The following is a 19,056-nucleotide window of genomic DNA, read 5'->3' as shown; positions in this document are numbered from 1 at the left end:
TCAATCAGGTTGAATGTTGGCTTCGCGCACCAGCTTGGCATAACGCTGGCGTTCGGAGCGAATCAGGTGGGTAAACATCTCGGCGCTGCCGGGCACGACTTCGCCGCCCACGGCACTCATGCGCTCGCGCACTTCTTTGGTTTCCAAAGCTTTTTGCACTTCGTCATGCAGCTTGTTCACGATCGGTTTGGGCGTGGCCGCAGGGGCCACCAAGCCGTACCACACGGAGGCTTCAAAGCCAGGAAAGCCAGACTCGGCAATGGTGGGCACATCGGGGAAGATGGCGCTGCGGTTGGGGCTGAGCACGGCCAACACTTTGAGCTTGCCGCTCTTGGCGTGCGGCAGCACCTCCAACGCGTTGACTGCCACCAGCGGCAACTGACCACCGATCACATCGGTGATGGCCGGCGAGCCGCCACGGTAGGGAATGTGTTGCAAATCAATGCCAGCGGCGCGAGCAAACAACTCAATCGCCATGTGCGGTGTTGAGCCATTACCGGGCGAACCAAACGCAATGCTGTTAGGTTTGCCCTTGGCTGCCTCGATCAACTGCTTGATGTTGGTGTAAGGCGCATTCGGGTTGGCGGCAATCACCACAGGCACGCGACCGATGAGCGACACCGCCACCAAGTCACGCTCGGCGTCGAACGGCGCGGGTTGGTAAAGCGACATGTTGGCCGCCAAGGCGTTGGCGGCCATCATCATCGTGTAGCCATCGGGTTCAGCGGTGACCACGGACTTCACGGCAATGTTGGTACCAGCGCCAGGTTTGTTTTCCACAATCACGGGCTGGCCTAGGCTGGTAGAGAGGCTTTGGCCTATGGTGCGTGCCACCACATCGACCGCGCCGCCAGCGGCATAGCCCACCACCACTTTGATAGGTTTGCTTGGATAGTTTTGCGCCAGCGAGAAAGTCGCCACATAAGACGTCAACAGAATCAGGCTCAAGCGTTTCAACAGGGTGGTCATGACATTCAATCCAAAGACACTTGGGCTTTTTTGATGGTGCCGCCAAAGCGCGTTGACTCGGCCTGAATGTAGGCATTCAACTGTTCGCGGTTCAGCGTGAAAGGCTCGTAGGCAAACGAGGCAAATTTTTCGCGCACATCGGGTTCGGCCAAGGCTTTTTCGATGTCACGTTGAATTTTGTCTGTGACGGCTTTGGGTAATCCGCGCGGTGCAGCAATGGTGGTCCAGCCACTCACTTCAAAACCTGCGGGGCCACCTGATTCACCGATGGTGGGCACATTCGGAAACGCGCTCACGCGCTTGGGTGCAGCCACGGCCAAATATTGCAACTTGCCTGCGCGGTACATCGCACCTGCTGTGGCATTGGAGCCCAAGGCGAATGACAGTTCGCCATTGGCCACGCCGCTGTAGAGCATGCTGGTTTCTTTGTAAATAACGTGCTGCATGTCGGTGCCTGTGACCGACTCAAACAAAGCCGAGCCTAGATGCACAGGGTTGCCCACAGACCAAGAACCGTAGTTCAGCTTGCCGGGATGCGCTTTGGCATCGGCAATCAGGTCAGATACTTTTTTGTATTTGCTGTCGGTGGCGACGGTGACAAAAAAGTAGGTTTTGAACAACGGCGCCAATGGCTCGAAATCGGCCTTGATGTCATAAGGCAGCTTTTTAAACAGATGCGGGTAGGCAGACAAATGCACGCTGTCGAGCTGAATCAAATCATGGCCATCGGTGGCGCCACGTTTGAAGGTGTCAATGGCGATGAAGCCATTGCCACCGGGCTTGTTCTCCACCACCACAGGCTTGCCCCAGGTGCGTGACAACTTGTCCGCCACCAAACGCAACACGCCCTCAGGGCCGCTCCCCACGGGAAACGGCGTGAGGATGCGCACAGGTTTGGTGGGGAAGTCTTGGGCGTGCGCGGACAGTCCGCACAACGCCAAAGCACCCAACGCCGCTGCGACGAGCAGCTGGCGTTTAGAGGGGTGAGTCATGAACAAAGCCTTCAAAGTGATCGACATTAATCGATGTACTTTAAGCCCGCAGCAGCCAAGGGCTCACGCATTTTGTACATATCCAGGCCCAAAACACCAGAAGCCAACTTCTCACGCTTTTCGCCTTCAAAGCTTTCACGTTTTTGCGCAGCAGCCAAAGTTTCTGCAGCACGTGCAGCAGGCACGCACACCACACCGTCGTCGTCCGCCACGATCACGTCACCGGGCGTGACCAACATGCCCGCACACACCACGGGGATGTTGACGGAGCCGATGGTCGCCTTGATGGTGCCTTTGCTGCTGATGGCTTTGCTCCACACGGGGAAGTTCATCTTTTGCAGCTCTTTCACATCGCGCACACCAGCATCGATGATGAGGGCGCGCGCGCCGCGTGCTTGGAAAGACGTGGCCAACAAATCACCAAAGTAACCGTCGGTGCACTCTGCGGTGATGGCAGCCACCACGATGTCACCGGGTTGAATTTGTTCAGCAGCCACATGCATCATCCAGTTGTCACCGGGGTGCAAGAGCACGGTCACCGCGGTGCCCGACACTTGCGCGCCTGGGAAGATGGGGCGCATATAGGGCTTGAGCAAACCCACGCGGCCCATGGCTTCATGCACAGTGGCGGAGCCCAAAGCGGCCAAGCCGTCTGCTGCTGCGCGGTCTGCGCGTTTGATGTTGCGATACACAACGCCGAGTTCATACATAAGAAATCTCCTGAGAATGGATTAACGGCCTTGCGACTTCAGCTTGGTGTCCAAGCGTGAGAACACACGACGTGCGTTGCCCTCGTACACCTGATGGCGTTCGTCAGCATTGAGGTTGAGTGTGGACTCGATGTAGCGCTTGGTGTCGTCGTAGTAGTGACCAGTTTCGGGGTCGATGCCGCGCACTGCGCCAATCATCTCGGACGCGAACATGATGTTCTTGACCGGAATCACTTTGGTCAACAAGTCGATGCCTGGCTGGTGGTACACGCAGGTGTCGAAGTAAATGTTGTTCATCAAGTGCTCAGTGAGCAAAGGCTTTTTGAGCTCTTGCGCCAAGCCACGGAAACGGCCCCAGTGGTAAGGCACAGCGCCGCCGCCATGAGGAATCAAGAACTTCAAGGTGGGGAAGTCTTTGAACAAGTCAGAGGTCAAGCACTGCATGAAGGCGGTGGTGTCGGCGTTCAAGTAATGCGCGCCCGTGGTGTGGAAGCAGCCGTTGCAGCTGGTGGACACGTGAATCATGGCGGGGATGTCGTACTCGACCATTTTTTCGTAAATGGGGTACCACGACTTGTCGGCCAGCGAAGGCGATGTCCAGTGACCACCCGATGGATCGGGGTTCAGGTTGATGCCAACGTTGCCGTATTGCTCCACGCACTTCACCAATTCAGGAATGCACGTGGCGGGGTCCACACCGGGTGACTGGGGCAGCATGGCCGCAGGCACGAAGTTGTTGGGGAACAGCTCAGACACGCGGAAGCACAGCTCGTTACAGATGGCGGCCCAAGTGGATGACACTTGGAAATCGCCAATGTGATGCGCCATGAAGCTGGCACGTGGGCTGAAGATGGTGATGTCAGAGCCACGCTCTTTCATCTTGGCGAGTTGGTTGGTCTCGATGGTTTCGCGCAGCTCGTCATCGCTGATTTTGAGCTCAGACACTTTGGGCATAGACGCGGGGTCTTTGATGCCGGCGATTTGGCGATTGCGCCATTCTTCCAAAGCCTTAGGCGCTGTGGTGTAGTGACCGTGGACGTCGATGATGAGAGACATGAATACCCCTTACAGAATGAAATTTAAAAATTAAAGCCAGTTCATGCCTTGCTTGCGCTTGACGTCTTCCACGTCAGCCGAAGCCAAGAACTGTAAAAACGATTGCACTGCCGCCACGCGAGCCGCGTCGTTGGCAATGACTGAAGGAATGCCCGACGAGAACGTGGTGATGAACGCCACATCTGCAGGCAAAGTGCCCAACACATCAATGCCGGGCAAGGCAATGAGTTCGCTCAACTGTTGAAAGCCCAAAGCAGCTTTGCCATTGGCCACCAAAGCGCCCACAGGTGTGCCAGGTGGCGGCACCACGATGCGGGCTTTCACCTCATCAGCGATACCCCAGCGTGTGAACAATTTCTCAAGGTACACGCCGCTTGGGCCGGTGGAGTAGCTCAGTGTGGGGCTGGCCAACACAGCCGCTTTCACGGCAGCTTCGTTGCTCAGGTCGGGGCGTGCTGCACCGGCCTGCACCGCCACCGCCACGGGTGAACGCACCCAGTCGCTGCGCGAACCGGTTTGCACATGGCCCGACGCGATCAAACGTTCAATCGCGTCTGAAGCCAAGAGCACCATGTCAAAGGCCTCACCCGCTTGCACGCGTTTGGCGGCATCCACACCACCCACAGATTCGATCTGCACAGACACACGCGTTTGCGCCTGGTACGCCTGCGTCAAATCGGCCAGCAAAGCCTTGGTGGCCATGGATGAAATACCGCGCAGAACAAGAGATGAAGATGGGGTTTGCATGGGCGTGATTCTAGAGATTTACCCCAGAAATGGGCCTCAAATGAGGAACTAGCTGCTATAACGTTTTTAAATAACGGACAATTGGTTATTCAAAATAGAGAACGCCATGGAACTCAAACAAATCGAATCATTTGTACGCGTCGCAGAGCTGGGCAGTTTCACCAAAGCAGCACTGGCTTTAAGCATCCCCCAACCTCTGCTGAGCCGCCATGTGCGCCAGCTTGAAGTGGAATTGCACCAGAACTTACTGATGCGCAATGGCCGCGGCGTGACCGTGACCGAAGCTGGCCTGGTGATGTTGGAACACGGGCGCGGCATCTTGCACCAAGTGGCCGTGGCGCAAGAAGAGCTGGGCTCGGTGCGCGGCGCACTGGCGGGGCGTGTGTCGATTGGTTTGCCCCCTAGCCTGTCCAAGCTGGTGACGGTGCCGCTGACCATGTCGTTTCGCCAAGCCTTGCCCCACGCACAACTGTCGTTGACCGAAGGTTTCTCGGTGTTGATGGTGGAGAGCTTGCGCGCTGGACGCCTAGACATGGCGGTGCTCTACAACCCACCGCCCTCCCCCGATTTGGAAATGACGGTGCTGCACGAAGACACCTTGATTTTGATTGCGGGCAAAAAAAGTCAGCCGCTCACACCCGACACCCAACTCAAAGACGTGGTGCAACTGGCCGACTTGGCCAAATTGCCCCTGATCGTGCCCAGTCGTCCCAATGCGTTTCGCTTGTTGATTGACACCGAAATGCTGCGCATCAACTGCAAGCCCAACATCGTGCTGGAAATTGATGGCTTGAATGCGATTTTGGAATTGGTCAAAGAAGGCTTGGGCTATGCCGTGCTGCCCGCCTACACCCTGAGGAACTTTGCAAAGCCGAAAGACTTCACCACGCATCGCGTAGAGAAGCCTAAGTTGATGAGTCAGTTGATGCTGGTGTGGTCAGCGCGCCGCCCGATGACGGCGACGCACAAAGCAGCCATGCAGCTCACCAACGAGGTGGTGTCTCAAGCGCTGCAAGCCAACGGCTAAACAGCGCTTACCAGCTGTCGTCGCTGCCGCCTCCGGAGTCGGCACTGTCCCAATCGCTGCCGGAGCCTGCATCGAAAGCGCCCAGGTCGGGCTGGACAGGTGTGTCAAACGGCACGTAACCACCGTTACCGGAGGAAGACGATGCGCCCGCAGAAGATGGGGCGGAGGTGTGGTGGTCACCTTCTAAGGCTTTGGACAAAGCGTAACCCGCCGCCACGCCAGCCAAACCGCCCACCACGGCGCCGGTCATGGTCGAGCCACCACCCGTGGGTTGTGCATAACCTTGAGGGGCATAGCCACCTTGTGGCGCATTGGGTGTGAACTGAGCGCCAAAACCGCGCGGTGCGGGTGGCGTGCCCATAGGGGTGGCCACAGGCGCATAGCTGGCCGTGTTGGCGTTGGCAGCCGCAGAACGACGCAGCCACAAGCCCACCACAACCAAGCCCGCAATGGCCAGCCACACATAAGTCAGCGATGAACCGCCGCTACTGGGTGCGGGTGCAGCTTGAGTGGCAGCGTGCGTGCCGGGTGCAACTGAAGGCGCCATCACCACAGAAGACGATGGCGCAGCGGCCAACTCACTCACTTTGGTGAACACCGTGTTGAATTTTTCGGGACTGGTCGCGAACTTCAAAGACGGATCGATGTCCTTGGCTTTTTGCAACTCGGTTTGCGCATCTTTGTAGCGCTGTTCGTGGGCCAACACTTGGCCTAATTCGTAATGCGCTTTGGCGCTTTGCGGTTTGTCTTGCAGCACCTCACGCAGCATGGTTTCGGCTTGCGTGTAGTGGCCAGCAGCCACCGCAGCCTCAATGTCTTTGGGGGTGGGCAGCGCCAAGGCAAGCGTGGCACTGAGCACCAATGCCCCCGCAACAACAGATTTCAACAATCGAGAAAACATGGGTTTGACTACCTTTCAATCCAATCTGAACACTTCAGCGGCGTTGCATTGTGCAGCACCGATGTAACGGCTTCGCAAAGCACGCCCACATGACACCTAAATGGGCGTGTTCAGCAAAAATACAAGGGGGAAAGAAAGTGGCGTAGAAAAGTCAAAGGGACTTGATGAATCACTCTTTGGGAGCGCCAGAGTTTTTGACGATCGCTTCGTAACGCTTCAACTCAGAGCTGGTAAATTTGACGAATTCAGCCGATGTACCACCCATCACTTCAGCCCCCATATCAACCAGCTTGTTGCTGACTTCTTTAGATTTCAGAATCTTATTGATTTCAGCATTGAGTCGATTCACCACTTCGGCTGAGGCTCCTGCTGGAAGAACAATCCCATACCAAGCAGAGGCGACCATTGGCACGCCAGCCTCATTGAATGTTGGCACATTCGGCAGAACTGAAAGTCGCTTGGATGAAGCAACTGCAATAGGTCGCAACAATCCACCTTTGATGCTACCGAGTGATCCCGTATCAATCATCATGTCGATGTGACCAGCGACCAAGTCCTGAGCAGCAGGCCCACTCCCTTTGTAGGGCACATGGCGTATATCAATGTTCGCTGTTGTTTTAAATTGAGCACCCGCCAAGTGTTGCGACCCTCCGATCCCAGCGGAACCATAGGTGTAGTTACCGGGTGATTTTGTAGACGCATCCACGATGTCCTTGAGTGAGTTCCAAGGCGACTTAGTTGGCACCACCATCACGTTCGGGATGGAACACAGCGAAACCACAGGTGTGAAATCAGTCACCGGATCAAAACCAAGTTTTGAATAAAGATACGGAGCAGCGGCATTTGTGGAGCTGGTTGCAAGCAACAACGTATAGCCGTCCGCTTTTTCTTTTACAAACAACTGAGTGCCAATCACACCACCAGCACCTGCCTTGTTTTCCACAACCACGGGGACGCCCAGCGCTTGCGAAAGGGGTTGAGCGATCAAACGTCCAACCTGATCAGTCGCCCCACCCGTTGCCCACGGAACAATAATTTTGATCGGCTTGTCGGGATAAGCAGCCCAAGCGCTCACGGCTACGCAAGAGAGTCCTACACAAAGAATAGAGCACGCTTGCTTCTTAACGATTTGGGAAATAAATTTCAATGTCATCTCAGTCTCCTTTTTGTTTAATCAGTGCATCTACCCATGCCGAGCTATAGGTCCCGGACTTAATGTCTGCAATCATTTTTTGCTCATCCAATACTTTGTCGTGAGCCATTTTTCCAATCAACAGCGCGTCAGTCGGAGGCACGGCAACAACACCATCAGCATCGCCAACAATGATGTCCCCAGGATTGACCCTCATTCCGCCAACAGTGACGGGCGAATTAATTGAGCCTGGGCCGTCTTTGTATGGGCCTCGCAAATTCACGCCTCGTGCCCAACAAGGAAATGGGTGTTCCTCAAACGCTTCAGAGTCACGAACGGCTCCATCGATGACAAACCCAATAGCGCCCTGAACGATGGCGGAGGTCATCATGATTTCGCCCACTAATGCACGAGAAACATCGCCTTCTCCATCGACGACCAAGACATCACCTGGGCGCAACATATCCAAAGCCTTGTGAATGAGCAGGTTGTCCCCTGCTCTTACTTTGACAGTCACAGCAACTCCGCAAACAGTTAAGTTGGTTCGATTGACCAGGCTCAGCCCCGTTGTACCGACCAACCGTCCCATCACATCGCTGATAACGGAGGACGGCAGTCCAGACAAAGCTGCTACAGCGGCATCATCTCTTGGCGCGCAAGGGTGTATTGATATTCCACTGCCCATGAATACTTCTCCTCTTTTTTAAAATTTGGCCAATTCTTAGATACATATAATTTGAAATCAATGTCTATATTTTGAATATATGTTCAATTTTTTATGAACTTAAAACACCTAAGAGTTTTTTGTCAGATCGTTGATTCCGGAAGCGCAAACTTGGCGGCGGAAAAGTTGCACATTGCAGCAACGGCGGTCAGCATGCAGCTATCGAACCTTGAGGAGTCCTTAGGGGGCAAACTTTTTGATAGATCCACGCGACCTATGAGTCTGACAACGCTGGGGCAGTACATCTACCCGAAGGCGAAGGCGTTGTTATCCAATGCCAGACAAATGGAGAACGAGGCCAAGGGAATAGCCTCTGGTGACTATGGCTGGCTCAGCATTGGATTTGTGCGATCTACCCTGCACTCGCTGATTCCCGAATCTGTTCGAGTGATGCGAGAGGAGTTCCCCAAGATTCGTATTGATCTTGATGAGATGTTGAGTGAGCACCAGGCTGAAAATATCCGCAAGGGAACTATTCATATCGGCATTTCACGGCAAATAGGTCAGTATGAAAAAGAAAAGGACATGATCTACATCCCTCTCATTCGAGACCCATTAGTGGCTGCCATTCCGATCAATCACCCTCTAGCCAAGAAAAAAACTGTGGCACCTAGCGAGCTAGATTGCTTGCCGTTCATCTCATTTCCCAAAGACCCATTCAGTAAATTTGCAAGTCAATCGCTGAACTATCTTCAAGAACATGGCGCGACACCAAACGTAGGCCACGAAGCAAAAGAAATTCAAACAGCATTGGGCCTGGTTGCCGCTGGGCTTGGAATCACGCTGGTTGGCAAGACAGTAGCCAAAAACAATAGAACAGATGTGGCTTTCGTTCCAATCAAAGGAAAGCAATTGGAGTCTGAAATCTTTGCAATCACTAGCTCCGACAAACCCAGTCTAGTTGTTCAAGAATTTATTCGGATCCTATGCGCGCGCGTGATGCATTAACCAACAGGTGCAGCTTTTGATAGGCAAAAAAAAATGCTTCCGAGGGAAGCATCTGTGTAACTCTTCTAAAGTAAATTCTGAAAACAACCTAAACGGTTGATAACTTTCAGTATTGGCAAAAATGGTGGGCGATGCAAGTTTCGAACTTGCGACCCCCACAGTGTGAATGTGGTGCTCTACCCCTGAGCTAATCGCCCATTTTTACCGTTTTTCCATCTCTGGAAAGACCGTGATTATGCCACAGAATTTTGTAGATTTCGCCAAACTGTTTTTCCACCGCTGGATTTATCCAACTGGGTCAGTACATCGTCGTGTTGACTCATCTCTTGTTCCGTCGCCACGATCACCGGTAACTGATAGCTGCTGAGGTCCACACGCTCTGTCGTGCGGCTTTGTTCGTCGTTGCTCTCCACTTCCATCAGCAAGGCGTCTTGGCCGCGCGTCATGTTGATGTAGACATCGGCCAACAGCTCGGCATCGAGCAAGGCGCCGTGCAGCGTACGGCCCGAGTTATCTACTTCTAAGCGGTCGCACAAGGAATCGAGCGAGTTGCGCTTGCCCGGGAACATTTCCTTAGCCATCACCAAGGTGTCGGTGATGCCATCGACAAACGTGGTGAAACGCGGGCGACCTTGCAGCTCTAGCTCTTTGTTCAAAAAGCCAATGTCAAACGGCGCGTTGTGAATGATGACTTCAGCGCCTTCGATGTATTCCAGAAACTGGTCCACCACTTCGCCGAATTTGGGTTTATCTTTCAAGAACTCATTCGTGATGCCGTGAACGCGCAAGGCGTCTTCGTGGCTGTCACGCTCAGGGTTCAAATAGAAATGCAAGTTGTTGCCCGTGAGCTTGCGGTGCAGCAGCTCGACGCAACCGATTTCAATGATGCGGTCGCCGTTCTCGGCCGAGAGGCCGGTGGTTTCAGTATCTAGAAAAATCTGGCGCATGGTCAGTGGTTTTCTTTGGCGTGGTTGATGGTGTATTTGGGGATTTCCACCACCAAGTTTTGCTGCGCCACGATGGCTTGGCAGCTCAGGCGTGAATTGGGCTCCAAGCCCCAAGCGCGGTCTAGCAAGTCGTCTTCGTTTTCATCCGCCTCGTTGAGCGATTTGAACCCCTCGCGCACGATGACGTGGCAGGTGGTGCAGGCGCAGCTCATGTCGCAGGCGTGTTCGATGTTGATGTGGTTTTCCAACAGCACTTCGCAGATGGTGCTACCAGCGGCAGCTTGCAGCTCTGCGCCCTGTGGGCAGAGTTCGGCGTGGGGCAAGATTTTGATGACGGGCATTTAAATGTTCTCGATGTTTTGTCCGGCCAAGGCATGTTGAATGCCTCGGTTCATGCGTTGAGCCGCGAAGGCTTCGGTGCCTTTGGCCAGCGCTTCGGTGATGGCTTCAATGGCGGCAGCGTCTTCTAGTTTTTTAGCGTCAAGTGTGGCCACCATCAGCGCGTCGATGCGTGCGCGATCTTCGGCTGACAGCAAATCGCCATCGGCTTGCAAAGCGCTTTGCGTGGCCAACCACATGCGGTCAGCATCCACGCGGGCTTCGACCAAAGCACGGGCTTTGATGTCCTGCTCTGCGGTTTTGAAGCTGTCTTGCAGCATGGCGGCAATTTGGTCGTCCGACAAACCGTAAGACGGTTTGACGGTGATGTTGGCCGTGACGCCACTGAGCTGCTCTAACGCGCTCACGCTCACCATGCCATCAGCGTCCACCGTGAAGGTCACACGAATGCGCGCTGAGCCTGCGGCCATGGGTGGAATGCCACGCAATTCAAAGCGCGCCAAGCTGCGGCAGTCGGCCACCATGTCGCGCTCGCCCTGCACCACATGCAAGGCCAAGGCGGTTTGACCATCTTGGTAGGTGGTGAAGTCTTGTGCCATCGCGGTGGGAATGGTTTGGTTGCGCGGCACGATGCGCTCCACCAAACCGCCCATGGTTTCAATGCCCAACGACAAAGGAATCACATCCAGCAACAGCAACTCGCCATCGGGGTTGTTGCCTGCCAGCTGGTTGGCTTGAATGGCAGCACCAAGCGCCACCACTTCGTCTGGGTTGAGGTTGTTCAACGGTGCACAGCCCAACAGATCAGCCACGGCTTGCTGCACCTGCGGCATACGCGTCGAGCCGCCCACCATGACCACGCCTTGGATGTCATCTTTGCTGAGCTTGGCATCGCGCAAGGCTTTGCGCACGGCAGACAAGGTGCGTTGGGTCAACGCGGCAGTGGCCGCTTCAAACTCGGTGCGTGTGACGGTGTGGCTCAGTGCACCGCTCGACAAGGCCACGTCAAACGTGGCGCTGTCAGCCGCAGACAAAGCTTCTTTGCAAGCACGCGCCGCCACCAACACATTGGATTTATCAGCCGGCGTGGCAATGACGCAACCGGTTTGGGTTTGCACCCAATCGACCAAAGCGCGGTCGTAGTCGTCGCCGCCCAAAGCAGAATCGCCGCCTGTGGCCAGCACTTCAAACACACCGCGTGTCAAACGCAGAATAGAAATATCGAACGTGCCGCCGCCCAAGTCGTACACGGCATACACGCCTTCGCTGGCTTGGTCCAAGCCGTAGGCAATGGCTGCCGCCGTGGGTTCGTTGATGAGGCGCAGCACATTGATACCTGCGAGTTGCGCGGCATCTTTGGTAGCTTGGCGTTGGGCATCGTCAAAGTACGCAGGCACGGTGATGACCGCGCCATACAAATCGTCGTTGAAGGTGTCTTCGGCGCGAAAGCGCAAAGTGGCCAAAATTTCGGCGCTCACCTCGACAGGCGACTTCTCGCCCACACGGGTTTGAATGGCCAGCATGCCGGGCTTGTCGACCAACACATAAGGCAGCTGATCGCGGTTGGCAATGTCAGCCACACCACGGCCCATGAAACGCTTCACAGACACCAAGGTGTTTTGTGGGTCTTGGGCTTGCGCGGCCAACGCAGCGCGGCCAATTTGGCGGCCGTCGTTCTCCAGGTAACGCACCGCCGACGGCAAGATGACATGGCCCTCGGCATCGGGCAAGCACTCAGCCACGCCGTTGCGCATGGCGGCCACGAGCGAATGGGTGGTGCCCAAGTCAATGCCCACCGCGATGCGTCGCTGGTGCGGGTCTGGCGCTTGGCCAGGTTCGGAAATTTGTAACAACGCCATAGGTGTGTATTGTCGCTTTCAGGAGGCGTCTAAATGGTCGATTCGGGCTTCGACATCACGCAAAAACTTCTCGATGAACATCAGCCCCCTCACCTGCTGCGCGGCAGCGGGCAAGTCGTGTGCGGTGTCAATGAGTTGGGCGCATTGCTGCAAAGCAGCCTTGTGGGCTTGTTGCACATCGTCATGCAAGGCTTCAAGGGCGGCCACATCGTTGCCATCGTCCATGGCCTCTCGCCATTCCATTTGCTGCATCAAAAATGCGGCTGGCATGGCGGTGTTGTTCTCGGCTTGAATGGGCGCATCGCCGAGCTCGCACAAATAGGCGGCGCGGCGCATCGGGTCTTTCAGGCGTTGGTACGCCTCGTTGATGCGCACCGACCATTGCATGGCCACGCGTTGTGCGGCTGTGCCTTGCGAGGCAAATTTGTCAGGGTGAGCTTCGCGTTGCAAGTCTTTCCAACGCGCATCGAGCTGGGCGCGGTCTTGTGCAAACTGCGCGGGCACGCCGAAGAGTTCAAAGTCGCTGACCGCGAGCTGCGCCGACAACGGCAGGGCCGGTTCGTTCACGTCACGCCTCGCTTCAATCTGTCGAAATTTAAATACGGAACGATTCGCCGCAACCGCAACGGTCACGTTCGTTCGGGTTCAAAAACTTGAAGCCCTCGTTCAGGCCTTCGCGCACGAAGTCCAGCTGTGTGCCGTCGATGTAGGCCAAGCTCTTGGGGTCGATCAACACCTTCACGCCGTGGTCTTCAAAAATCACGTCTTCTGGTTCTTGCTCGTCCACGTATTCAAGCTTGTAGGCCAAGCCCGAACAACCCGTGGTTTTGACACCCAAACGCACGCCCACACCCTTGCCACGTTTGGCAAGGTAGCGGGTCACGTGTCGTGCCGCGGCTTCAGTCAATGTGATCGCCATGATATTTTTTACGCAGCGTGTTTCTTTTTGTAATCATCCACAGCCGCCTTGATGGCGTCTTCGGCCAAGATGGAGCAGTGAATTTTCACAGGAGGTAGCGCCAGCTCTTCAGCAATTTCGCTGTTCTTCAAAGCCGCTGCTTCGTCCAAGGTTTTGCCCTTGACCCACTCGGTCACGAGTGAAGACGACGCAATCGCCGAGCCACAGCCGTAGGTTTTGAAACGCGCATCTTCAATCACACCCGTCAGAGGGTTGACCTTGATTTGCAACTTCATCACGTCGCCGCAAGCGGGCGCGCCCACCATACCGGTGCCCACAGAGTCGTCGCCCTTGTCAAAGGAGCCCACGTTGCGGGGGTTTTCGTAGTGGTCAACCACTTTTTCAGAATAAGCCATGGTGAATCTCCTAAATTAGTGAGCAGCCCATTGGATGGTGCTGATGTCGATGCCTTCTTTGTACATGTCCCACAAGGGGCTCAGTTCACGCAGCTTGGCCACGTTGATGCGGATGGTTTCAATCGCGTAGTCAATTTCTTCTTCGGTGCTGAAGCGGCCAATCGTCATGCGCAAGCTGCTGTGCGCCAACTCATCGCTGCGGCCCAAAGCGCGCAACACATAGCTGGGCTCTAAGCTGGCCGAGGTACAGGCCGAGCCCGACGACACCGCCAAGCCCTTGATGCCCATGATGAGTGACTCGCCTTCCACGTAGTTGAAACTGATGTTCAAGTTGTGTGGCACACGGTGTTCCATGTTGCCGTTGATGAAGACTTGCTCCATGTCTTTGAAACCGTCGAGCAAACGCTGTTGCAAAGCTTTGGCTTTGGCCAAGTCTTTGGCCATGTCTTCTTTGGCAATGCGAAACGCCTCGCCCATGCCCACGCACTGGTGTGTGGGCAAGGTGCCACTGCGCATACCGCGCTCGTGGCCACCACCGTGCATTTGCGCTTCCAAGCGCACGCGAGGTTTGCGACGCACATACAAAGCGCCGATGCCTTTGGGGCCGTAGGTTTTGTGTGAGGCCAAGCTCATCAAGTCGACGGGCAACGTGGCCAAATCAATCTCCACTTTACCAGTGGCTTGTGCAGCGTCGACGTGGAAGATGATGCCTTTTTCGCGGCACATCGCACCGATGCCGGCGATGTCTTGGATCACGCCGATCTCGTTGTTCACGAACATCACGCTGATCAAAATGGTGTCGGGACGAATCGCTGCTTTGAGCGCGTCCATGCTGAGCATGCCGTCTTCTTGCACGTCGAGGTAGGTCACATCGAACCCTTGGCGCTCCAGCTCACGCATGGTGTCGAGCACAGCTTTGTGCTCGGTCTTCACGGTGATCAGGTGCTTGCCCTTGGACTTGTAGAAATGTGCCGCGCCTTTGATGGCGAGGTTGTTGGACTCAGTCGCGCCCGAGGTCCACACGATTTCGCGGGGGTCAGCACCGATCAACGAGGCCACATCTTCACGGGCTTTTTCAACCGCGGCTTCTGCTTCCCAGCCCCACGCATGGCTGCGGGAAGCGGGATTGCCAAAGTGCTCGCGCAGCCAAGGAATCATGGCATCCACGACGCGTGGGTCGCACGGATTGGTCGCACCGTAGTCGAGGTAAATGGGGAAATGGGGTGTCATGTCCATGATGGGTCCGTAAAAATTAAAGAGGCTTGGCGAAGGCGTTGCCCAAAGCAAACACCGAATTAGGTGCGTTCACACGAATGGGTTTGACCACGGGCATGGGTTGGATGGCACGTTTCAAAGTGGGCTTGTTTTCAATCTCAACGCCCTTGGCGATTTGCTCGTCCACCAGCTTTTGCAGGGTGACTGAGTCCAAAAATTCCACCATGCGCTGGTTGAGCGAAGCCCACAGCTCGTGCGTCATGCAACGGCCGGTTTCGCCCAAACAGTTTTCTTTGCCGCCGCAGTGGGTGGCGTCAATCGGCTCATCCACAGACACGATGATGTCGGCCACGGTGATGTCTGCGGCTTTGCGACCCAGCGAATAACCACCGCCAGGGCCACGGGTAGATTCCACCAAATCGTGGCGGCGCAGCTTACCGAACAGCTGTTCAAGGTAAGACAAAGAGATTTGTTGACGCTGGCTGATGGCAGCCAAAGTGACGGGACCGCTGTTTTGGCGCAGGGCCAAATCAATCATGGCGGTGACCGCAAAACGACCTTTGGTGGTGAGACGCATGGCAAGCTCCTATCTGTGGTTGGGCTTTGTCGACTAATTAGGTCAAGTATAGCCTAATCCCCACGGATTTGCTCGGGTACTCTCGGTAATGGCCCTATTTGTCGATGACAAGAGTCAAGGGTTGGCAATCAAAGTTTTTGCGCCAGCACCGACACGTTGTCGTGCCCTGCCCCACCAAAGGCTTGTTCGCGCAGAACGGCCAGTTGGTCGCGAACGCGAGCAGCGTTTTCAAACTCGAGGTTGCGGGCGTGTTCCATCATCAGCTTTTCCAAGCGTTTGATTTCTTTGGCCACATCGCGTTCGCTCATGTCTTCGATGGCGGCGCGTTGCAGCTCGCGCTCTTGCGCTTCTTTGCCCGCCTTCTCGCTGTAGACGCCGTCGATCAAATCGCGAATCCCCTTGACCACACCGCGTGGCGTGATACCCATCTCTAGGTTGTGCGCGATTTGCTTGGTGCGGCGACGCTCGGTTTCGCCAATCGCCTTCTTCATCGACTCGGTCATGCGGTCGGCATACAGAATGGCTTTGCCACTCAGGTTACGCGCCGCGCGGCCAATGGTTTGAATCAAGCTGCGCTCAGAGCGCAAGAAGCCTTCTTTGTCGGCATCCAAAATGGCCACCAGCGACACCTCAGGCAAGTCAATGCCTTCGCGCAGCAAGTTGATGCCCACCAACACATCGAAAGTGCCCAAACGCAAATCACGCAAGATTTCGACGCGCTCCACCGTGTCCACATCGCTGTGGATGTAGCGCACTTTCACGCCGTTGTCGGTGAGGTAATCGGTCAGCTGCTCGGCCATGCGCTTGGTGAGCGTGGTGATGAGCACGCGCTCGTTGATTTCCACGCGAATGCGGATCTCTTGCAGCACATCGTCCACTTGGTGGGTGGCGGGGCGCACTTCGACCAGCGGATCGACCAAGCCTGTGGGGCGCACCAACTGCTCCACCACTTTGCTGGCATGGGTCTTTTCGTAATCGGCGGGCGTGGCCGAGACAAACACCACTTGGCGCATGCGTTTTTCAAACTCGTCGAGCTTCAAGGGCCGGTTGTCCAAAGCACTGGGCAGACGGAAGCCGTACTCCACCAGCGTGGTTTTGCGTGCACGGTCACCGTTGTACATGCCGCCAAGCTGGCCAATCATGACGTGGCTTTCGTCCAAGAACATCACCGAGTCTTTGGGCATGTAGTCGGTCAAGGTGCTGGGCGGCGCTCCAGGGGGCGCACCCGACAAATGGCGGGTGTAGTTCTCAATGCCTTTGCAGTGGCCTACTTCGCTGAGCATCTCTAAATCGAAGCGCGTGCGCTGCTCTAAGCGCTGGGCTTCGACCAGCTTGTTCATGCCCACCAGTTCTTTCAAACGATCGGCCAACTCCACCTTGATGGTCTCCACCGCCGCCAACACGCGGTCACGCGGCGTGACGTAGTGGCTGGAGGGATAGATGGTGAAGCGCGGAATTTTTTGGCGGATGCGGCCCGTGAGCGGGTCAAACAGTTGCAGGCTTTCAATCTCGTCATCGAACAGCTCGATGCGAATGGCCAGCTCGGAGTGTTCGGCGGGAAACACGTCAATCGTGTCGCCGCGCACGCGGAATTTGCCGCGTGAAAAATCTTGGTCGTTGCGCTCGTACTGCATGCGCACCAGCTGGGCGATGGCGTCGCGCTGGCCCACTTTGTCACCGGCACGCAGCGTCATGATCATCTGGTGGTAGCTCTCGGGCTCGCCGATACCGTAGATGGCCGACACGGTAGCCACCACGATCACATCACGGCGCTCCAAGATGCTTTTGGTGCAGCTCAAACGCATTTGCTCGATGTGCTCGTTGATGGCGCTGTCTTTCTCGATGAACAAATCACGCTGGGGCACATAGGCCTCGGGCTGGTAGTAGTCGTAGTAGCTGACGAAATACTCCACCGCATTGTTTGGAAAAAACTCGCGGAACTCGCTGTAGAGCTGCGCCGCCAAGGTTTTGTTGGGCGCAAAAATGATGGCAGGTCGACCCAATTGGGCGATCACGTTGGCCATGGTGAAGGTTTTGCCCGAGCCCGTCACGCCCAAAAGCGTTTGAAACACCTCACCGTCGTTGACACCTTCCACCAGCTGGGCAATGGCCGTGGGCTGGTCGCCCGCAGGTGGGTACGGCTGAAACAGCTCAAACGGCGAGCCGGGGTAGCGGACCATCGTGCCTTTGGGCGCATCTACGGCGGCTGGCAATGTGTCAGGAAGTGTTGCTGCGGTGTCAGACATGATGGGTGAAAACTGTATAGCTCGAAAAAAACGTACGGTTCTAAAAACCCTGCGGGTTGACCCTTAAAATTCAGGCCGAACACGCAAGCCTACCGCAGACTGTGCTTGTTTACCTAACCTCCTCTCTTTATCCGTGATCAAGGACTGACGATGTCAATGTTTACCGCTGTCGAAATGGCACCCCGCGACCCCATCTTGGGTCTCAACGAGCAATACAACGCCGACACCAACCCCAACAAGGTCAACCTCGGCGTGGGTGTGTACTTCGACGACAACGGCAAACTGCCTTTGCTGCAATGCGTGCAAGCCGCAGAAAAAACCATGATGGCCACGCCATCGGCACGCGGCTACTTGCCCATCGACGGCATCGCGGCCTATGACGCTGCCGTCAAAGGCTTGGTCTTCGGCGCCGACTCTGAGCCCGTCACCTCTGGCCGCGTGGCTACGGTGCAAGGCATTGGCGGCACAGGCGGCTTGAAAATTGGCGCTGACTTCTTGAAGCGCTTGAGCCCCAACGCCACCGTGTTGATTTCTGACCCCAGCTGGGAAAACCACCGCGCTTTGTTCACCAACGCCGGTTTCAAGGTCGACACCTACGCTTACTACGACGCTGAAAAACGCGGCGTGAACTTTGAAGGCATGTTGGCCTCACTCAACGCCGCTGCTGCTGGCACCATCGTGGTGTTGCATGCTTGCTGCCACAACCCCACCGGCTACGACATCACCGCCGCCCAATGGGACCAAGTGGTGGCCGTGGTCAAGGCCAAAAACCTCACCGCTTTCTTGGACATGGCCTACCAAGGCTTTGGCCACGGCATTGCCGAAGACGGCGCTGTGATTCAAAAGTTTGTCGACGCAGGCTTGTGCTTCTTCGTGTCCACCTCGTTCTCCAAAAGCTTCAGCTTGTATGGTGAGCGCGTGGGTGCATTGAGCGTGTTGTGCGCGGACAAAGAAGAGTGCGGCCGCGTGTTGTCTCAACTCAAAATCGTGATTCGCACCAACTACTCCAACCCACCCATCCACGGCGGCGCCGTGGTGGCTGCGGTGTTGAACAACCCCGAGCTGCGCGCTTTGTGGGAAAAAGAATTGGGCGAGATGCGCGTGCGCATCAAAGCCATGCGTCAAAAGCTGGTCGACGGCCTCAAAGCCGCTGGCGTGAAGCAAGACATGAGCTTCATCACCACCCAAATCGGCATGTTCAGCTACTCAGGTTTGAGCAAAGACCAAATGGTACGTTTGCGCTCTGAGTTCGGCGTGTACGGCACCGACACAGGCCGCATGTGTGTGGCTGCCCTGAACAGCAAAAACATCGACTACGTGTGCCAAGCCATTGCGAAAGTGATGTAACACCAC

20 protein-coding genes and 1 tRNA gene are annotated in these 19,056 nt (G+C 55.8%); 3 read left to right on the top strand and 18 right to left on the bottom strand.

Annotated features, from left to right (window positions below; translation table 11 throughout):
- From QMG15_RS05115 to QMG15_RS05095, 5 genes are read right to left on the bottom strand one after another with little or no spacing between them, the layout of a single operon-like run.
- Positions 1 to 969 carry a tripartite tricarboxylate transporter substrate binding protein gene (locus QMG15_RS05115; protein WP_281789806.1) on the bottom strand — a complete coding sequence of 323 codons (969 nt, stop codon included), beginning with the start codon at positions 967 to 969 and terminating at the stop codon, positions 1 to 3.
- 5 nt (positions 970 to 974) lie between these two features.
- Entirely contained in the window at positions 975 to 1,961 is a 987-nt protein-coding gene (locus tag QMG15_RS05110; protein WP_281789805.1) for a tripartite tricarboxylate transporter substrate binding protein, read from the bottom strand.
- Positions 1,962 to 1,987: 26 nt separating this feature from the next.
- Entirely contained in the window at positions 1,988 to 2,671 is a 684-nt protein-coding gene (gene ligK, locus QMG15_RS05105) for a 4-carboxy-4-hydroxy-2-oxoadipate aldolase/oxaloacetate decarboxylase (protein ID WP_108360162.1), read from the bottom strand.
- 21 nt (positions 2,672 to 2,692) lie between these two features.
- Complete coding sequence (locus tag QMG15_RS05100; RefSeq protein ID WP_281789804.1) at positions 2,693 to 3,727, bottom strand: amidohydrolase family protein; 1,035 nt, start codon at positions 3,725 to 3,727, stop codon at positions 2,693 to 2,695.
- Positions 3,728 to 3,757: 30 nt separating this feature from the next.
- Positions 3,758 to 4,474, bottom strand: a complete 717-nt coding sequence (locus tag QMG15_RS05095; protein ID WP_281789803.1) for a substrate-binding domain-containing protein — start codon at positions 4,472 to 4,474, stop codon at positions 3,758 to 3,760.
- Positions 4,475 to 4,580: 106 nt separating this feature from the next.
- Between QMG15_RS05095 and QMG15_RS05090 the strand changes: the two genes are divergently transcribed.
- Positions 4,581 to 5,501, top strand: coding sequence for a LysR family transcriptional regulator (locus tag QMG15_RS05090; protein ID WP_108360164.1), 921 nt, complete (start codon positions 4,581 to 4,583; stop codon positions 5,499 to 5,501).
- Between the two features lie 7 nt (positions 5,502 to 5,508).
- Here QMG15_RS05090 and QMG15_RS05085 read toward each other — a convergent pair whose 3' ends face one another.
- The 3 genes from QMG15_RS05085 to QMG15_RS05075 all read right to left on the bottom strand — a co-directional run bounded on the left by QMG15_RS05085 (position 5,509) and on the right by QMG15_RS05075 (position 8,219).
- On the bottom strand, positions 5,509 to 6,402 hold the full coding sequence (locus tag QMG15_RS05085) for a tetratricopeptide repeat protein (RefSeq protein ID WP_281789802.1): 894 nt from the start codon (positions 6,400 to 6,402) through the stop codon (positions 5,509 to 5,511).
- 169 nt (positions 6,403 to 6,571) lie between these two features.
- Positions 6,572 to 7,555 (bottom strand): tripartite tricarboxylate transporter substrate binding protein, encoded by a 984-nt coding sequence (locus QMG15_RS05080; RefSeq protein WP_281789801.1) that lies wholly within the window; start codon positions 7,553 to 7,555, stop codon positions 6,572 to 6,574.
- Between the two features lies 1 nt (position 7,556).
- Positions 7,557 to 8,219 carry an RraA family protein gene (locus QMG15_RS05075; RefSeq protein WP_281789800.1) on the bottom strand — a complete coding sequence of 221 codons (663 nt, stop codon included), beginning with the start codon at positions 8,217 to 8,219 and terminating at the stop codon, positions 7,557 to 7,559.
- A gap of 93 nt (positions 8,220 to 8,312) precedes the next feature.
- Here QMG15_RS05075 and QMG15_RS05070 point away from each other — a divergent pair, with 93 nt between their 5' ends.
- Complete coding sequence (locus QMG15_RS05070; RefSeq protein WP_281789799.1) at positions 8,313 to 9,206, top strand: LysR family transcriptional regulator; 894 nt, start codon at positions 8,313 to 8,315, stop codon at positions 9,204 to 9,206.
- A 122-nt stretch (positions 9,207 to 9,328) separates the two neighbouring features.
- Here the strand turns inward: QMG15_RS05070 and QMG15_RS05065 are convergent.
- From QMG15_RS05065 to uvrB, 10 genes are all read right to left on the bottom strand, one after another.
- Positions 9,329 to 9,403 (bottom strand) — tRNA-Val (locus QMG15_RS05065).
- Positions 9,404 to 9,439: 36 nt separating this feature from the next.
- Positions 9,440 to 10,153 carry a DNA polymerase III subunit epsilon gene (gene dnaQ, locus QMG15_RS05060; protein ID WP_281789798.1) on the bottom strand — a complete coding sequence of 238 codons (714 nt, stop codon included), beginning with the start codon at positions 10,151 to 10,153 and terminating at the stop codon, positions 9,440 to 9,442.
- A gap of 2 nt (positions 10,154 to 10,155) precedes the next feature.
- A complete protein-coding gene (gene fdx, locus QMG15_RS05055) occupies positions 10,156 to 10,494 on the bottom strand; it encodes an ISC system 2Fe-2S type ferredoxin (RefSeq protein ID WP_108358922.1) in 339 nt (112 codons plus the stop codon).
- The gene (gene hscA, locus QMG15_RS05050) at positions 10,495 to 12,351 is read right to left on the bottom strand and encodes a Fe-S protein assembly chaperone HscA (RefSeq protein ID WP_281789797.1); all 1,857 of its coding nucleotides are present in this window, start codon (positions 12,349 to 12,351) and stop codon (positions 10,495 to 10,497) included. It abuts the gene before it with no gap.
- Positions 12,352 to 12,369: 18 nt separating this feature from the next.
- Positions 12,370 to 12,918, bottom strand: coding sequence for a Fe-S protein assembly co-chaperone HscB (gene hscB, locus QMG15_RS05045; protein ID WP_281789796.1), 549 nt, complete (start codon positions 12,916 to 12,918; stop codon positions 12,370 to 12,372).
- Positions 12,919 to 12,946: 28 nt separating this feature from the next.
- Positions 12,947 to 13,270: an iron-sulfur cluster assembly protein IscA gene (gene iscA, locus QMG15_RS05040; protein ID WP_281789795.1), complete on the bottom strand. Its 324-nt coding sequence runs from the start codon at positions 13,268 to 13,270 to the stop codon at positions 12,947 to 12,949.
- Positions 13,271 to 13,278: 8 nt separating this feature from the next.
- Positions 13,279 to 13,665, bottom strand: a complete 387-nt coding sequence (gene iscU, locus QMG15_RS05035; protein ID WP_281789794.1) for a Fe-S cluster assembly scaffold IscU — start codon at positions 13,663 to 13,665, stop codon at positions 13,279 to 13,281.
- A 15-nt stretch (positions 13,666 to 13,680) separates the two neighbouring features.
- Positions 13,681 to 14,901, bottom strand: coding sequence for an IscS subfamily cysteine desulfurase (locus QMG15_RS05030; RefSeq protein WP_281789793.1), 1,221 nt, complete (start codon positions 14,899 to 14,901; stop codon positions 13,681 to 13,683).
- Between the two features lie 16 nt (positions 14,902 to 14,917).
- A complete protein-coding gene (iscR, locus tag QMG15_RS05025) occupies positions 14,918 to 15,457 on the bottom strand; it encodes a Fe-S cluster assembly transcriptional regulator IscR (protein ID WP_281789792.1) in 540 nt (179 codons plus the stop codon).
- Positions 15,458 to 15,585: 128 nt separating this feature from the next.
- A complete protein-coding gene (uvrB, locus tag QMG15_RS05020) occupies positions 15,586 to 17,637 on the bottom strand; it encodes an excinuclease ABC subunit UvrB (protein ID WP_281790083.1) in 2,052 nt (683 codons plus the stop codon).
- Between the two features lie 216 nt (positions 17,638 to 17,853).
- Here uvrB and QMG15_RS05015 point away from each other — a divergent pair, with 216 nt between their 5' ends.
- Complete coding sequence (locus tag QMG15_RS05015) at positions 17,854 to 19,050, top strand: amino acid aminotransferase (RefSeq protein ID WP_281789791.1); 1,197 nt, start codon at positions 17,854 to 17,856, stop codon at positions 19,048 to 19,050.
- Positions 19,051 to 19,056: the final 6 nt, after the last annotated feature.

This window comes from Limnohabitans sp. INBF002 (genome assembly GCF_027924905.1).
In the GTDB taxonomy this organism is placed as follows: domain Bacteria; phylum Pseudomonadota; class Gammaproteobacteria; order Burkholderiales; family Burkholderiaceae_C; genus Limnohabitans.
This window is presented reverse-complemented; position numbering and strand designations above follow the sequence as displayed.

Excerpts from the sequence above, each read along its gene's own strand:
- QMG15_RS05095 (WP_281789803.1), bottom strand. The coding sequence starts at position 4,474 with ATGCAAACCCCATCTTCATCTCTTGTTCTGCGCGGTATTTCATCCATG.
- QMG15_RS05100 (WP_281789804.1), bottom strand. The coding sequence starts at position 3,727 with ATGTCTCTCATCATCGACGTCCACGGTCACTACACCACAGCGCCTAAG.
- QMG15_RS05030 (WP_281789793.1), bottom strand. The coding sequence starts at position 14,901 with ATGGACATGACACCCCATTTCCCCATTTACCTCGACTACGGTGCGACC.
- hscA (WP_281789797.1), bottom strand. The coding sequence starts at position 12,351 with ATGGCGTTGTTACAAATTTCCGAACCTGGCCAAGCGCCAGACCCGCAC.
- QMG15_RS05015 (WP_281789791.1), top strand. The coding sequence starts at position 17,854 with ATGTCAATGTTTACCGCTGTCGAAATGGCACCCCGCGACCCCATCTTG.
- QMG15_RS05085 (WP_281789802.1), bottom strand. The coding sequence starts at position 6,402 with ATGTTTTCTCGATTGTTGAAATCTGTTGTTGCGGGGGCATTGGTGCTC.
- QMG15_RS05090 (WP_108360164.1), top strand. The coding sequence starts at position 4,581 with ATGGAACTCAAACAAATCGAATCATTTGTACGCGTCGCAGAGCTGGGC.
- QMG15_RS05070 (WP_281789799.1), top strand. The coding sequence starts at position 8,313 with ATGAACTTAAAACACCTAAGAGTTTTTTGTCAGATCGTTGATTCCGGA.
- iscR (WP_281789792.1), bottom strand. The coding sequence starts at position 15,457 with ATGCGTCTCACCACCAAAGGTCGTTTTGCGGTCACCGCCATGATTGAT.
- QMG15_RS05080 (WP_281789801.1), bottom strand. The coding sequence starts at position 7,555 with ATGACATTGAAATTTATTTCCCAAATCGTTAAGAAGCAAGCGTGCTCT.
- QMG15_RS05110 (WP_281789805.1), bottom strand. The coding sequence starts at position 1,961 with ATGACTCACCCCTCTAAACGCCAGCTGCTCGTCGCAGCGGCGTTGGGT.
- uvrB (WP_281790083.1), bottom strand. The coding sequence starts at position 17,637 with ATGGTCCGCTACCCCGGCTCGCCGTTTGAGCTGTTTCAGCCGTACCCA.
- iscA (WP_281789795.1), bottom strand. The coding sequence starts at position 13,270 with ATGGCGATCACATTGACTGAAGCCGCGGCACGACACGTGACCCGCTAC.
- QMG15_RS05075 (WP_281789800.1), bottom strand. The coding sequence starts at position 8,219 with ATGGGCAGTGGAATATCAATACACCCTTGCGCGCCAAGAGATGATGCC.
- ligK (WP_108360162.1), bottom strand. The coding sequence starts at position 2,671 with ATGTATGAACTCGGCGTTGTGTATCGCAACATCAAACGCGCAGACCGC.
- QMG15_RS05115 (WP_281789806.1), bottom strand. The coding sequence starts at position 969 with ATGACCACCCTGTTGAAACGCTTGAGCCTGATTCTGTTGACGTCTTAT.
- iscU (WP_281789794.1), bottom strand. The coding sequence starts at position 13,665 with ATGGCTTATTCTGAAAAAGTGGTTGACCACTACGAAAACCCCCGCAAC.
- dnaQ (WP_281789798.1), bottom strand. The coding sequence starts at position 10,153 with ATGCGCCAGATTTTTCTAGATACTGAAACCACCGGCCTCTCGGCCGAG.
- fdx (WP_108358922.1), bottom strand. The coding sequence starts at position 10,494 with ATGCCCGTCATCAAAATCTTGCCCCACGCCGAACTCTGCCCACAGGGC.